Source organism: Pseudomonas sp. H1_F01 (genome assembly GCF_054681425.1).
The window spans coordinates 5,553,633-5,567,564 of record NZ_CP162823.1 but is presented as its reverse complement, the minus strand read 5'-3'; the positions used below and the strand labels follow the sequence as shown (position 1 = coordinate 5,567,564).

The following is a 13,932-nucleotide window of genomic DNA, read 5'->3' as shown; positions in this document are numbered from 1 at the left end:
TTTTTCACAGGAGTTCCGGGTGGACGATTACCAGCAGACGATACGCACCTTGTCCGATCGCATTGTGCTGGCGCAAACGCCGATTCGCATCCTCGACGCGGTGAAGTGGGACGAGAACATCCGCAAGGGCTTTCTCAAGGCCAAGGGCAAGGAAATGCCCGCGGTGGATCGCGACTATTACCTCAACCGGCCACTGTCCTTCGATTCGAGCAAGGTGAAGCTGGAGTTCCAGAACATCGAGCGCGACATCACCCGCCAGCTTGGGCAGTTCAACCCGGTTGGCCAGATCATGCGCCGCATGTGCAAGGAATACCGCATGGTGGTGCGCATGCTCGAGGCGCGTGGCACCGAGGATTTCGGGTTGATCTCCCAGGAGCTCTATGGCGCCGCCTCCGATGCTTTCCACGCCGGCGACCCGACCCTGGCCGACCTGGGCCTGATGCTCTCCGATTACCTGAACAACATCGATGGCCGTGGCGACCTCAAGGACGAGCCGAAAGTCCTCAGCGCCAAGGAAGCCGTCAGCCTGCTGCAACACCGCCTCAACCGGGTGTTTGGCGAAGCCGAGGAAACCATCCGGGTGTTCGAGTCCGATGGCATCGTGGCCGACGCAGCGGCGGGCGCGGACTACATCAAGATCCGCACCGATGCGATGTTCAACGAGCGCGACGTACGAGCGCTGGAAGTCCACGAAGGGTTGGTGCACGTCGGCACCACCCTCAACGGCCTCAACCAGCCGATCTGCACCTTCCTGTCCAAGGGCCCACCCTCGTCCACGGTGACTCAGGAAGGCCTGGCGATCCTGATGGAAATCATCACCTTCGCCTCCTACCCGAGCCGCCTGCGCAAACTGACCAACCGCACCCGGGCCATTCACATGGTGGAGGAGGGCGCCGATTTCCTGCAGGTCTTCGAGTTCTTCCGCGAGCAGGGTTTTGAAATGGCCGAAAGTTACGGCAACGCCAGTCGGGTTTTCCGAGGGTCGGTGCCGACGGGGCTGCCATTCACCAAAGACTTGTCCTACCTCAAAGGCTTCATCATGGTTTACAACTACATTCAGTTGGCCGTGCGCAAGGGCAAGCTGGAACAGGTGCCGCTGCTGTTCTGCGGCAAGACCACCCTCGAGGACATGCGCACGTTGCGGCAACTGGTGGACGAAGGCCTGGTCGTACCGCCCAAGTACCTGCCCGAGCAGTTCCGCGACATGAACGCCCTGTCGGCCTGGATGTGTTTCTCCAACTTCCTGAACCACCTGAGCCTGGACCGGATCGAAGCGGATTATTCCAATATCCTCTAATCGCACCACCAATCCCTGTGGGAGCGAGCTCGCTCCCACAGGGGGACTGCGTTTACTTCTGACTTGCGAGGTTTCACCGGATGCGAACCCTCGGCATCATTTGCCTGCTGCTGGCCCTGAGCGGTTGCAGCTCCCTGCTGTTCTACCCCGAGCACGGCCTGCCGTTCACCCCGGAGCGGGCCAGGCTCGAATACCGCGACGTCACCCTGACCACCGCCGACGGTCTCAAGCTCCACGGCTGGTGGCTGCCGGTCAAACCGGGTGTGGAGGTCAAGGGCACGGTCCTGCATTTGCACGGCAACGGTGGCAACCTGGCCTGGCACCTGGGCGGGAGCTGGTGGTTGCCGGAGCAGGGCTACCAGGTGTTGATGGTCGACTACCGGGGTTATGGCCTGTCCGAAGGCGAGCCGAGCCTGCCGGCGATTTACCAGGACATTGACGCCGCGTTCCAATGGCTCGACCAGGCGCCCGAGGTGCAGGGCAAGCCTCTGGTGCTGCTCGGCCAGAGCCTGGGCGGTGCGCTGGCGGTGCATTACTTGGTCGAGCACCCGCAGCGCCAACGGCAGCTCAAGGCCCTGGTGCTCGATGGCGTGCCTGCCAGCTATCGTGACGTCGGCCGGTTTGCCCTGAGCACCTCGTGGTTGACCTGGCCGTTCCAGGTGCCATTGTCCTGGCTGGTACCGGACGGTGACAGCGCGATCAGTTCCGTGGCGCAATTGAATGGCGTGCCGAAATTGATCTACCACAGCCTGGACGACCCCATCGTGCCCCTTTCCAATGGCATCCGCCTGTATCAAGCTGCGCCGCCGCCGCGGGTCTTGCAGTTGACACGCGGCGGCCATGTGCAGACATTCGCCGACCCAACCTGGCGCACCGTGATGCTGCGCTACCTCGACGACCCCCAGCACTTCGACGGCCTGCGCCGCCTGGGCGAGGTCCCGAATTACCCGAAATCACCCGTTGAATCACCAGAGAGTCCGCAATGAGCGAAGAACGTAACGCCATCCCCCTGATCATCACCGGTATCTGCAGCATCCTCGGCACCGTTGCGACGCTGTGGTACTACGGCTACCTGCACTTCGCCAAGCCCGAGGACGCGTTGCTGCTCAACCAGTTCACCATGCTCAAGACCGTACCGGGCGAGGACTACAAGGTTTCCCTGGAGCCGGCCCCCCAGGTCGCCCAATGCATCGATGGTGTGCTGGTGTTGTTCGACACCGAGCAGAAAGGCCTGACCGGCGTGCTGATCAACGAGAAGAAACGCGCGGTGCGCTGCATGGGCCAGGAAACGCCGCAGAAGCTTCAGCCATAAGCGAGACCCCTGTGGGAGCGAGCTTGCTCGCGATAGCGGTGGTTCAGCAGCATAAATAGTGCCTGACACGCCGCCATCGCGAGCAAGCTCGCTCCCACAGGGGTTGTGTACAGCCAAACCTATTCGGCCATGAAAAAAGCCCCGCCTGACTAGAAATCAGGCGGGGCTTTTTTGTTGCTCTCAGCCGATCAGTTGGCGCTCATGGTCGAACGTGGGGCCACTGGCTGGTTGTCGTTGGAGATGGTCACTTCCACGCGCCGGTTCATGGCACGGCCCGAGACGCTGGTGTTGTCAGCCACCGGGAATTCCTTGCCGTAGCCCTGGGTCACGATGCGAGCCGGGTCGACGCCCATCTTCACCAGCGCGAGTTGCACAGAACTGGCGCGGCGCTCGGACAGGGACTGGTTATAGGAATCCGAACCGGTGCTGTCGGTGTAGCCTTCGATGATCACCTTGCGGTCCGGGTTTTCCTGGAGGAACTGCGCCAGTTTGCTCACATTCGTCATGCCGCTGGCGCGCAGGTCGGACTTGTTGGTGGCGAACAGCACGTCGCCGAAGGTCACCAGCGTACCGCGTTCGGTCTGCTTGGCGTTGAGGCTGTCCTGCAGTTGCTTGATCTGCGCATTACGCGCATCGAGCAGGGCACGGGCACGTTCGTCACCGGCGTTTTTAAGCTCGGCTTCGGCGTTGCGCAGGGCGATGGTCTGCTTGGCCACTTCGACGCGCTGGTTGGTCAGGTAGGCCAACTGGTCGACCTTGGCTTCGTCTTCCTTGTCCATGTAGGCCTTGTCAGCCTTGGCCAGGAAGTCGGCGGCGTCCTTGGTTTCCAATGCAGCCACTTTGGTCGCCGCTGGATCAGCCTGCAGGCCGTTGTAGTTGGTCCGTGCCTGTTCCAGGTTCGCGTTCGGGTCGTGGGAGCAAGCGGCCAGGGCTACGCAGGCAGCGAGCAGGGCGGGCATCATCAAGTGTTTGTGCATCATAGTCTGTCGTCCTTTTATCAATGAGAAGTACGTCGTGGTGTGAACGGCTTACTGAACCTTGTTCATGCCTTCCTGACGCAGTTCCTGAACCCCTTTCTGAGAGTCCTTGAGTGCTTGTTCGGCCTTGGCGGCCTGAGCCTTGCGCTCGGCGACGCGGGCGTCCCACTCGGCCTGTTCGGCCAGACGCTTGGCTTCGTCGTATTTCTTGTCATGCATGGCGATTTCGGCCTGCTTGAGTTTGTCCTGGGCCGATTTCATTTCCACAGCCGCGAATTCGGTACCGCCGGCGCTGACGGCGCTATTGACCGCCGATTGGGTCACCGCGTACTGCTCCGAAGGTGGATTACCGGCGCAACCGGCGAGAATGAAGCTGCTACCGATCGCCAGGGCAGCCAACTTCAAGCCGCGCAGGCCAGTGGACGAGGGTTTGGCAGTGCAAGTATTCATAGGCTTCAACTCCATTGGAAAACTCCTGAAAAAACTACAAATCCATGCTGGGACCGAAGCCGTGACGTCTGGTTTGGTGCTGGCGCCAAGGCGCGTTTATTTAAACAACCGTTCCAGTATGGTTACTCGGTGTGACCCGAGGCGTTTTTCAAAAGTTCAGCGAAGATGGCCATTCGCCAAAAGAATTACTGACTGATCGGTCAGTCGCAGAAAAGCTGAACTTTCAAGGCGCGCAGCGGTATTCCGGCGCGGGTGGGAAAGCATCGCGCCGGAAAGTCGCAACCAGGAATGAAAGCGGTCAGTGTTTGGATTTGTCGTTCTGCGAGGAAAGTTCGTGCAGATGCCGCCGGGACAAGGCGAGGAATCGCGGGGTCGGACCCACGTCTTCGTACAGCGGGTCGCCTTCTTCATCGGTCGCGACGACTTGCGAACCCTTGATGTAGGGGAAGCTTGCTTCCAGCTCTTCCAGTGCCGCCCCGATCAGCTCGCCGAGCAGCTCCTCGGGCTGGCGCTTGGGGTACATGTCGCAGATCGCCGCCAGCCGTGCGGCGGCTTCCACGTCCAGATGAATCGTGTAGCCAGTCTGGGTCAGACGGCCCTTGGCGTTTTCTTCCCAATGCTGGGCAAGCTCACGAATTTTCATGATGACCTCAATAAGCCTGCTCGTGGCAGGCGCGGTGAGTGACAAGCCGTGGTGTGGCTTAATCATGAGACTAGCTTTGTCCTGCAAGGTTTAAAGTCCCTTCGTCGCTTGTCAGAAACGGTGGGCATCGGCACTCTCTAATCCAAGAGCTGTCCGGACTTTTTTGCTGGAGAAATGCTGATGACCGATATCGATGCACGCTTGCGCGAAGACGTTCACCTGCTCGGTGAGCTATTGGGCAACACCATCCGTGAACAATACGGGGACACGTTTCTCGACAAGATCGAGCAGATCCGCAAGGGTGCCAAGGCTGATCGACGCGGTTCCGTGGACGCCGAACTCAGCGCCAGCCTCAACCAGTTGAGCGAGGACGAACTGCTGCCGGTGGCGCGGGCGTTCAACCAGTTTCTCAACCTGGCCAACATCGCCGAGCAATACCAACTTATCCACCGCCGCGAAGAATCGCAGCCGGAACCCTTCGAGGCGCGGGTGTTGCCCGAGTTGCTCGCCCGGTTGCGGGCCGAAGGCCATGGCGCAGAGGCCCTGGCCCGGCAATTGGGGCGGCTGGAGATCGAATTGGTCCTCACGGCCCACCCCACGGAAGTGGCTCGCCGTACGCTGATCCAGAAATACGACGCCATTGCCGCGCAATTGGCCGCCCAGGATCACCGCGACCTGACCAGCGCCGAGCGCGCGCAGATTCACGAACGCCTGCAACGCTTGATCGCCGAAGCCTGGCACACCGAAGAAATCCGCCGCACCCGGCCGACCCCGGTGGACGAGGCCAAGTGGGGGTTCGCGGTAATCGAACACTCGCTGTGGCAGGCCATTCCCAATTACCTGCGCAAGGCTGACCAGGCGCTGCATGCCGCCACCGGCTTGCGCCTGCCGCTGGAGGCCGCGCCGATCCGTTTTGCCTCGTGGATGGGCGGCGACCGTGACGGCAACCCGAATGTCACCGCCGCCGTGACCCGCGAGGTGCTGTTGCTGGCGCGGTGGATGGCGGCGGACCTGTACCTGCGTGACGTCGATCAACTGGCGGCCGAGCTGTCGATGCAACACGCCAGCGAGGCCTTGCGTGCCCAGGCCGGCGACAGCGCCGAACCTTATCGCGCCGTGCTCAAGCAACTGCGTGAACGCCTGCGCGCCACCCGCAACTGGGCCCACGCCTCCCTGAGCGCCGCCACGCCGCCAAGCGCCGATGTGTTGCAGCACAACCGCGAGCTGCTGGACCCCCTGGAGCTGTGCTACCACTCGTTGCACGAATGCGGCATGGGCGTGATTGCCGACGGGCCGCTGCTAGATTGCCTGCGCCGGGCAGTGACCTTCGGCCTGTTCCTGGTGCGCCTCGACGTGCGCCAGGACTCGACGCGCCATACCGCTGCCATGACGGAAATAACCGACTACCTGGGCCTGGGGCGCTATGAGGATTGGAGCGAGGAGCAGCGCATCAGCTTCTTGCTGGCGGAACTGAGCAACCGGCGTCCGCTGCTGCCGGCCCATTTCAAGCCATCGGCTGACACGGCGGAAGTTTTGGCGACGTGCCGGGAAGTGGCTGCGGCGCCAGCGGCATCCCTGGGTTCCTACGTGATCTCCATGGCCGGTGCGGCTTCCGATGTCCTCGCGGTGCAGCTGTTATTGAAGGACGCCGGCGTGTTGCGGCCAATGCGGGTGGTGCCGCTGTTCGAGACCCTGGCCGACCTGGACAACGCCGGGCCGGTGATCGAGCGGCTGTTGCTGCTGCCCGGCTATCGCTCGCGGCTGCAAGGTCCTCAGGAAGTGATGATCGGCTATTCCGATTCGGCCAAGGACGCCGGGACCACCGCGGCGGCCTGGGCGCAGTATCGGGCCCAGGAGCGGTTGGTGGACATCTGCCGCGAGCAGCAAGTCGAACTGCTGTTGTTCCATGGTCGCGGCGGCACCGTGGGCCGTGGTGGTGGTCCGGCGCACGCGGCGATCCTGTCCCAGCCGCCGGGTTCGGTGGCCGGGCGTTTCCGTACCACTGAGCAAGGTGAAATGATTCGTTTCAAATTCGGCCTGCCGGACATCGCCGAACAGAACCTCAACCTTTATCTCGCTGCGGTGCTTGAAGCTACGCTGCTGCCACCGCCGCCGCCCACGCCGCAGTGGCGGCACCTGATGGACGAACTGGCGGCCGATGGCGTCAAGGCCTACCGCGCCGTGGTGCGGGAAAACCCGCAATTTGTCGAGTACTTCCGCCAGTCCACCCCCGAGCAGGAACTGGGGCGCCTGCCCCTGGGCAGCCGTCCGGCCAAGCGTCGGGCCGGTGGCATCGAAAGCCTGCGGGCGATCCCGTGGATCTTCGGCTGGACCCAGACCCGCCTGATGCTGCCGGCCTGGCTCGGCTGGGAAACCGCACTGAGCAAGGCCCTGGAGCGTGGCGAAGGTGAGTTGCTGGGGCAGATGCGCGAGCAATGGCCGTTCTTCCGGACCCGCATCGACATGCTGGAGATGGTGCTGGCCAAGGCCGACGCCGATATTGCCCGCTCCTACGACGAGCGTTTGGTGGAACCTGGGCTGCTGCCTTTGGGTGCGCATTTACGCGACCTATTGTCGCAGGCCTGCTCGGTGGTCCTTGGGTTGACCGGTCAGTCGCAGCTACTGGCACATAGCCCAGCCACGCTGGAATTCATTCGTCTGCGCAACACTTACCTCGACCCGCTGCACCTGTTGCAGGCCGAACTGTTGGCGCGCTCGCGGCAGCAGGATGTAGCCCAGGGCAGCCCCGTGGAACAGGCGTTGCTGGTGTCTGTGGCGGGGATTGCCGCCGGTTTGCGCAATACCGGCTAAGGTTAGGCAGCGCACCGAAACGGCTCGCCCGGCGTTCCCGGGCGTTGTCCGTCGGGGGAGGGAACAGGTTGGCCAGGCGACAGTTCGTTGCCCGGTTGCGACTCTCGCCACCCCCTCCGAAGGTCGTATCGGGCGCGGGTTCCTCCGACTTTCGGCGGCTTGTGTGGGTCGGGCCTGCTGTGTATCTTGATCAGCCTTTGGCCGTTTGGGCGGTCACGATCCTGTTTTTCGAAGATTGGCCCCACGAGGCGAATCCGAGCGTTTTACATAAAAAAATTGAGGAGCACATCGATGCGCGTCATTCTGCTGGGAGCTCCCGGGGCCGGTAAAGGTACTCAGGCAAAGTTCATCACCGAAAAATTCGGTATCCCGCAAATTTCCACTGGCGACATGCTGCGTGCCGCAGTCAAGGCGGGCACCGAGCTGGGCGTCAAGGCCAAGAGCATCATGGATGCCGGCGGCCTGGTGTCGGATGACCTGATCATCGCCCTGGTCAAGGATCGTATCGCTCAAGCCGATTGCGCCAACGGCTTCCTGTTCGACGGCTTCCCACGCACCATTCCCCAGGCTGAAGCCCTGGTGACTGCCGGTGTTGAGCTTGATCACGTGGTCGAAATCGCGGTCGACGACGAAGAGATCGTCCAGCGCATTGCCGGTCGTCGTGTCCACGAGCCGTCCGGCCGTGTCTACCACACCGTCTACAACCCGCCGAAAGTCGCGGGCAAGGACGACGTCACCGGTGAAGAGCTGGTGCAGCGCAAGGACGACACCGAAGAAACCGTGCGTCATCGCCTGTCGGTCTACCATTCCCAGACCAAGCCGTTGGTGGCGTTCTACCAGAATCTGTCGGCTGCCCAGGGCAAGCCGAAGTACAGCCACATCCCGGGCGTAGGCACGGTCGATGCGATCACCGGCAAGGTGCTCGAAGCGCTGAGCTGAAAAGTCTGATCAGTTGCATCAACTACGGCCCGCTTGCGGGCCGTAGTTGTTTATACTGGCGCACTTTTTTCCACCTGATTTACGGACACATCGATGAGCACCTTGCTGGCCCTGGACACCGCGACTGAAGCTTGCTCCGTTGCCTTGCTGCACGACGGCAAGGTCACGAGCCATTACGAGGTGATCCCGCGCCTGCATGCGCAGAAGCTGTTGCCGATGATCCAGAAACTGCTGAGCGATGCCGGGACGACCTTGCAGGCAGTGGACGCGATTGCCTTCGGTCGCGGGCCGGGGGCTTTTACCGGCGTGCGCATCGCCATCGGCGTGGTGCAAGGACTGGCGTTTGCCCTGGAGCGGCCGGTGTTGCCGGTGTCGAACCTGGCGGTGCTGGCCCAGCGCGCTTTGCGCGAACAAGGCGCCCGCCAAGTCGCAGCGGCCATCGATGCGCGCATGGACGAGGTGTACTGGGGCTGCTATCGCGAAACCGACGGCGAGATGCGTCTGGTGGGTGCCGAAGCGGTATTGCCGCCCGAAGCAGCGGCGTTGCCGAGCGGGGCCGACGGTGATTGGTTCGGTGCCGGTACCGGCTGGGGCTACGGCGAGCGCATCGCCGTCAGCCTGACCGGCCAGGACGCCACCTTGCTGCCTCACGCCGAAGACCTGCTGGCCCTGGCGCGCTTCGCCTGGGCCCGTGGTGAAGCCATTGTGGCCGATGATGCGCAACCCGTTTACCTGCGGGACAAAGTCGCAACGCCAAAATCCGAGCGATAAACCCAGCCTCCAGAAGCGGAACGCGGAGCGTCCCTGGCGGCATTCCCACGCGGAGCGTGAGGAACGATCTTCCACCGCCGCCGCAGCCTGATCGTTCCCACGCTCTGCGTGGTAATGCATCCCGTGACGCTCTGCGTCACCTTCCAGAAGCGGAACGCGGAGCGTCCCTGGCGGCATTCCCACGCGGAGTGTGAGGAACGATCAAAAGTCATTCCTCTTCTCAAAGTTATTTACGCCCCCAAAAGTCACACCCAATATTGCCAGTCGTCATTTTTTCAGCCCGTTTTTAAACCTTTTGGGCTTTATGTGTTCTAGTTATCACTTGCGCATTTGCGCGGCTGCGAAAGTGCCGCTAAATTGCCATCATTGATACCGAGCATTCTGTTATGCGTATAGACGGCTTTTCATCCCAGTCCTATCCCATCAAGCGCAAGCCTCGTGCAGGCAAAATCGCTGAGCAAGAATCCTTCGATGATGATATCGATGGCGAACTGGAGTTCCCGTCTGAAGAGCAATTGGCCGCCCGTGCCGCCAAAGCCTCCGCGCAACGCCTGAGCAATCTTCCCGCCCGCCAGCAAGACATGCTCTATCACCGTGCAATGAGCCGCAGTGTCGCCACGGCCCTGGCGAGCTACCTGAGCACCGCCGGTTTCGTCGATTGGGATATGGAAGTGCTGGGTCTCGATCTCTACATCTGATGGTCTTGCCTTACTACCTGGGCTGCCCCTCCTGGAGCGAAAACGCCTGGCGTGATTATCTTTATCCCCAGGACGCCAAAAGCACCGACTTCCTGAATCTCTATTCCCAAGTGTTCAATGCCGTGGAAGGCAATACGACCTTCTACGCCAGCCCGTCTGCGGCCACGGTCCAGCGCTGGGCCGAAATCATGCCCGAGCACTTTCGCTTCACCGCCAAGTTTCCCGGTGACATCAGCCACAACGGCGACTTGCGCGAGCGCCTGACGGCCACCGAAACCTTCCTGCAACTGCTCAGCCCCTTGGGTGAGCGCGTCTCGCCGTACTGGCTGCAACTGTCCAAGGCCTTCACCCCGAATCGGTTGCCGGAACTGGCGGGGTTCATCGACGCGTTGCAGCGTCCGTTGGCCGTGGAGGTCCGTCACGATGAGTTCTTCGCCAAGGGCGATGCCGAACGGCGCCTCAATCGCCTGTTGCTCGATCGTGGTGTCGAACGCATCTGTCTCGATCCCCGGGCCTTGTTCAGTTGCACCTCGCTTGATCCTGCGGTGCTCCACGCGCAATCGAAAAAGCCCCGCGTGCCGCCCCGGCCTGCGGCGTTCACCCAATGTCCGCAAGTGCGCTTCATCGGTCATCCGGTGCTGGAAGCCAATGAACCGTTCCTGACGCCGTGGGTGGAGAAAATCGCCGGATGGATCGAAGAGGGGCGCACGCCCTATATCTTCCTGCACACCGCCGACAACCTGCTGGCGGCCAAACTCGCGCAACGCTTCCACACTCGCCTGATGAGTCGTTTGCCTGGATTGCCGGCCCTGCCTGAGCTATATAGAGAGCCCGCCGCCGAGCAACTGGGTTTGCTCTGAGGCCCATTCCTTCTCTGCTCAGGAGCGAACTACATGGATGCGCAAACTCGTCGAGCCCAGGCGTTCAAGGCCTTGCACGAACGTGAAGGGGCTTTTGTCATTCCCAACCCGTGGGATGCCGGTTCGGCCAAGATGCTGGCCAGCCTCGGCTTTGAAACCCTGGCGACCACCAGCGCCGGCCACGCCTTTTCCTTGGGCCGGCCCGATGGCGCGCTGGGCCTGGAGGACACGCTGGCCAATGTGCGGGCGATTGTGGCGGCCACCGACCTGCCCGTGGCTGTAGACCTGGAGAACGGTTTTGCCGATGCCCCCGACGATTGCGCGCGTAACCTGCTCCGTGCGGCGCAGGCCGGTGCGGTGGGTGGTTCGATCGAAGATGCCACGGGGCGCGAAGACAGCCCGATCTATTGCTTCGACCATGCCGTGGCGCGGGTCAAGGCCGCCGCCGACGCGGTGCGCAGCCTGCCGTATCCCTTCCTGCTGACGGCCCGGGCGGAGAACTTCCTGCACGGCAATCCGGACCTGGACGACACCATTCGCCGCTTGAAGGCTTTCGCAGACGCAGGTGCCGACGTGTTGTACGCCCCGGGGCTGAGCAGCGCCGAGCAAGTGCTCGCGGTGGTGCGGGCCGTGGCGCCGAAACCGGTGAATGTGCTGATGTCCGGGGCGCTGGACCTGACCGTCGCGCAGTTGAGCGAGTTGGGCGTCAAGCGCATCAGCGTCGGATCGGCGTTGGCCCTGGCCGCGCTTGGCGAGTTCTTCCGCGCCGCCGAGGAAATCCAGCAGCAGGGCACGTTCACCTTCACGCGCCGCTCGATGCCGTTCAAGCAGGCCAACCAATTATTCAAGGGTTGATGCCCGAGGCAACATCGTGCGGTTTTTGAAAGTTCTTGCGGTCGTGGCACTGCTCGTTGGCGTCGCAGTGCTGGGGGTATGGCGCGGCTGGGTGGCGGTGCCGCCCCAATGGAATCCCTGGGCGCCCCTGGACGTCAACCTTGCGCCGAACCTGCTGACCCGTTTCAAGCTCATGGCCCTGCGCAACGACCCGCAGCTGTGCGACCAGGCCCTCGCCACGTCGGGGCTGCGCACCGCTCGCCAGGCTGACAGCGGCGCCAATACCGATTGCCCGCTGACCAACGTGCTGAGGGTGCAGGGCGGTGAGGTAGCGCTGAGCAGCAGTTTCCTCGCCAGTTGCCCGCTGGCCGTGGCCTTCGCGCTGTTCGAGCGCCATGGGTTGCAGCCGGCGGCAGCGGCGGTCTATGGGCAGAAAGTGACGCGAGTCGATCACCTCGGCAGTTTCGCCTGTCGCAACATGTACGGTCGTGAGAACGGCTCGCGTAGCCAGCACGCCACTGCCAGTGCGCTGGACATCGCCGGGTTTCGCCTGGCCGATGGGCGCACGGTCAGCGTGCTCAAGGACTGGCCCAAGGACAATGCCGATGCGCGCTTTCTACGTCAGGCCCGCGACGGTGCCTGCGATATGTTCAGTGTGGTCTTGAGCCCGGATTACAACGCGGCGCACCGCAACCATTTTCATCTGGATGTGGGGCCTTGGTGGATCTGTCGCTGATTTAAGCGGCGATGCGCAGGTTCTGCAGCACGATCGGACGTGCCCAGCGGGTGTCGAAGTCCAGTTGTTTCTGCTGCGCCACCAATTCCTCTTCCGGGAAGGGCGGGAACGGCTTGTCCAGCAGGTCGAGTTCGAACTCGGCAATCGGCAGGTGCAGTGGGCGCGGTTGCGGTGCAGGGCCGGGCTCCGGCAGTGGTTGGCCGGCGGTGAGGACGAGTGGGCGAACCCAATTGCTTTCGAAGGTCTGCTGTTTTTGCTGGGCGGCGATTTCTTCCGCTGGGAAAGGCGGGAACGGCTTGTCCAGCAGGTCGAGTTCGAATTCAGCGATGGGCAGGAACAGCGGCTCAGGCGGCTTGACCGGTGTTTCGGTCACTTCGCAGGTGCGCTGGCTGACGATGTGCTCCAGCAGTTCGGCGCCGAGGGTCGGTTCAACCGCTTCATCGAGGGCCACTGGCTGGTAGCTGCCAGGTGCCGGTGCGTTATCACCCAGTTGATCGGCCAGGGCCCGGGCAAAAAAATCCTGCCACAGGTGACTGACGCCGCTCAGCGCTTGGGTGTTACGCAGGCTGTAATCGCCGTAAGGGGAGATAACGCCTATCGATGTGGATTGAATGTCTGACATTTTTCTCGGTCGACGCTCAGCTCTGGCAAAATGCCGTTCACCGTTGTTATCGGCCGTTTTTGCCGATCCTTAATTTTTTGAGCATGTTTCCATGAGTGAGCAACCCGCGGCCTGCCGCATCCATGTCGAGGCCCTGGCCCCGGCCTTCCAATCGCAGGCCGAGCACTGGGCCGAGCGGCTTGGCCTGCCTTTGCAAGTGGACGATGGCGAGTTTGCCTTGCAGATCGGCGAGCAGGGATTGCAGTTGCAGCAACTGGGCCCGGACGCGCCAGGACCGGTGCGGGTGGACTTTGTCGAGGGCGGAGCAGCCCATCGGCGTTTGTACGGTGGCGGCAGCGGCCAGATGATCGCCAAGGCGGTCGGTATCGCCCAAGGTGTGCGTCCGCGGGTGCTGGATGCCACGGCCGGGTTGGGCAAGGATGCGTTTGTGCTGGCCAGCCTGGGCTGCGAAATGAGCCTGATCGAGCGTCAACCGTTGATTGGGGCCCTGCTGGAGGATGGCCTGGCCCGCGCGGCGGAGGATTTCGACGTGGCGCCGATCGTGGCGCGCATGCGTTTGCTCAAGGGCAACTCCATCGAAGTGATGCGCGACTGGGAAGGCGAACCGCCCCAGGTGATCTACCTGGACCCGATGTTTCCCCACCGGGAGAAAACCGCCTTGGTGAAGAAGGAAATGCGCCTGTTCCGCCCTCTGGTGGGCGATGACCCGGACGCCCCGGCGCTGCTCGCTGCGGCCCTGGCCCTGGCGACCCACCGGGTAGTGGTCAAGCGCCCACGCAAGGCTCCGTGCATCGAAGGGCCGAAGCCGAGTCATGGGCTCGATGGCAAATCCAGTCGCTACGATATCTACCCGAAGAAAGCGCTCAAGCCCTGATCTGTGGGAAAAGGTGTTCTGTCGGAGAAGAATGATCTGTGGGAGCAAAGCTTGCTCGCGATGAACGATGACGCGGTGTTCTGAGAGATCGCAGCGCCGCCATCGCGA

General features: G+C 62.4%; 15 protein-coding genes. 11 read left to right on the top strand and 4 right to left on the bottom strand.

Annotation, left to right across the window (positions count from 1 at the left end; genetic code table 11):
* The first annotated feature begins 19 nt into the window (after positions 1-19).
* The 3 genes from AB4O09_RS25235 (at position 20) to AB4O09_RS25225 (ending at position 2,609) form a co-directional block, all read left to right on the top strand.
* Positions 20-1,297, top strand: coding sequence for a flavohemoglobin expression-modulating QEGLA motif protein (locus tag AB4O09_RS25235; protein WP_003185001.1), 1,278 nt, complete (start codon positions 20-22; stop codon positions 1,295-1,297).
* Between the two features lie 80 nt (positions 1,298-1,377).
* Positions 1,378-2,283, top strand: coding sequence for an alpha/beta hydrolase (locus AB4O09_RS25230; RefSeq protein ID WP_003198158.1), 906 nt, complete (start codon positions 1,378-1,380; stop codon positions 2,281-2,283).
* The gene (locus AB4O09_RS25225) at positions 2,280-2,609 is read left to right on the top strand and encodes a hypothetical protein (RefSeq protein ID WP_003198160.1); all 330 of its coding nucleotides are present in this window, start codon (positions 2,280-2,282) and stop codon (positions 2,607-2,609) included. The genes AB4O09_RS25230 and AB4O09_RS25225 overlap by 4 nt, the downstream gene beginning before the upstream one ends.
* Before the next feature lie 188 nt (positions 2,610-2,797).
* On the opposite strand, the gene AB4O09_RS25220 is transcribed toward AB4O09_RS25225, so the two are convergent.
* The 3 genes from AB4O09_RS25220 to AB4O09_RS25210 all read right to left on the bottom strand — a co-directional run bounded on the left by AB4O09_RS25220 (position 2,798) and on the right by AB4O09_RS25210 (position 4,679).
* Positions 2,798-3,586, bottom strand: a complete 789-nt coding sequence (locus AB4O09_RS25220; protein ID WP_027913149.1) for an OmpA family protein — start codon at positions 3,584-3,586, stop codon at positions 2,798-2,800.
* A 51-nt stretch (positions 3,587-3,637) separates the two neighbouring features.
* Entirely contained in the window at positions 3,638-4,051 is a 414-nt protein-coding gene (locus tag AB4O09_RS25215; protein ID WP_003198164.1) for a DUF4398 domain-containing protein, read from the bottom strand.
* A 283-nt stretch (positions 4,052-4,334) separates the two neighbouring features.
* A complete protein-coding gene (locus tag AB4O09_RS25210) occupies positions 4,335-4,679 on the bottom strand; it encodes a hypothetical protein (RefSeq protein WP_003198166.1) in 345 nt (114 codons plus the stop codon).
* Positions 4,680-4,859: 180 nt separating this feature from the next.
* Here AB4O09_RS25210 and ppc point away from each other — a divergent pair, with 180 nt between their 5' ends.
* From ppc to AB4O09_RS25175, 7 genes are all read left to right on the top strand, one after another.
* Positions 4,860-7,490, top strand: coding sequence for a phosphoenolpyruvate carboxylase (gene ppc / locus AB4O09_RS25205; protein ID WP_223524194.1), 2,631 nt, complete (start codon positions 4,860-4,862; stop codon positions 7,488-7,490).
* Between the two features lie 291 nt (positions 7,491-7,781).
* Positions 7,782-8,429, top strand: a complete 648-nt coding sequence (gene adk, locus AB4O09_RS25200) for an adenylate kinase (protein WP_003198170.1) — start codon at positions 7,782-7,784, stop codon at positions 8,427-8,429.
* Positions 8,430-8,522: 93 nt separating this feature from the next.
* On the top strand, positions 8,523-9,200 hold the full coding sequence (gene tsaB, locus AB4O09_RS25195; RefSeq protein WP_003198172.1) for a tRNA (adenosine(37)-N6)-threonylcarbamoyltransferase complex dimerization subunit type 1 TsaB: 678 nt from the start codon (positions 8,523-8,525) through the stop codon (positions 9,198-9,200).
* A gap of 386 nt (positions 9,201-9,586) precedes the next feature.
* Positions 9,587-9,898 carry a hypothetical protein gene (locus AB4O09_RS25190; RefSeq protein ID WP_003198174.1) on the top strand — a complete coding sequence of 104 codons (312 nt, stop codon included), beginning with the start codon at positions 9,587-9,589 and terminating at the stop codon, positions 9,896-9,898.
* On the top strand, positions 9,898-10,758 hold the full coding sequence (locus AB4O09_RS25185) for a DUF72 domain-containing protein (protein ID WP_013692374.1): 861 nt from the start codon (positions 9,898-9,900) through the stop codon (positions 10,756-10,758). The genes AB4O09_RS25190 and AB4O09_RS25185 overlap by 1 nt, the downstream gene beginning before the upstream one ends.
* A gap of 33 nt (positions 10,759-10,791) precedes the next feature.
* On the top strand, positions 10,792-11,613 hold the full coding sequence (locus AB4O09_RS25180; RefSeq protein WP_003198178.1) for an isocitrate lyase/PEP mutase family protein: 822 nt from the start codon (positions 10,792-10,794) through the stop codon (positions 11,611-11,613).
* 16 nt (positions 11,614-11,629) lie between these two features.
* A complete protein-coding gene (locus AB4O09_RS25175) occupies positions 11,630-12,328 on the top strand; it encodes an extensin-like domain-containing protein (RefSeq protein ID WP_003198180.1) in 699 nt (232 codons plus the stop codon).
* A 1-nt stretch (position 12,329) separates the two neighbouring features.
* Here AB4O09_RS25175 and AB4O09_RS25170 read toward each other — a convergent pair whose 3' ends face one another.
* Positions 12,330-12,950 carry a hypothetical protein gene (locus AB4O09_RS25170; RefSeq protein ID WP_003198181.1) on the bottom strand — a complete coding sequence of 207 codons (621 nt, stop codon included), beginning with the start codon at positions 12,948-12,950 and terminating at the stop codon, positions 12,330-12,332.
* 91 nt (positions 12,951-13,041) lie between these two features.
* Between AB4O09_RS25170 and AB4O09_RS25165 the strand changes: the two genes are divergently transcribed.
* Positions 13,042-13,824, top strand: coding sequence for a class I SAM-dependent methyltransferase (locus AB4O09_RS25165; protein ID WP_003198183.1), 783 nt, complete (start codon positions 13,042-13,044; stop codon positions 13,822-13,824).
* Positions 13,825-13,932: the final 108 nt, after the last annotated feature.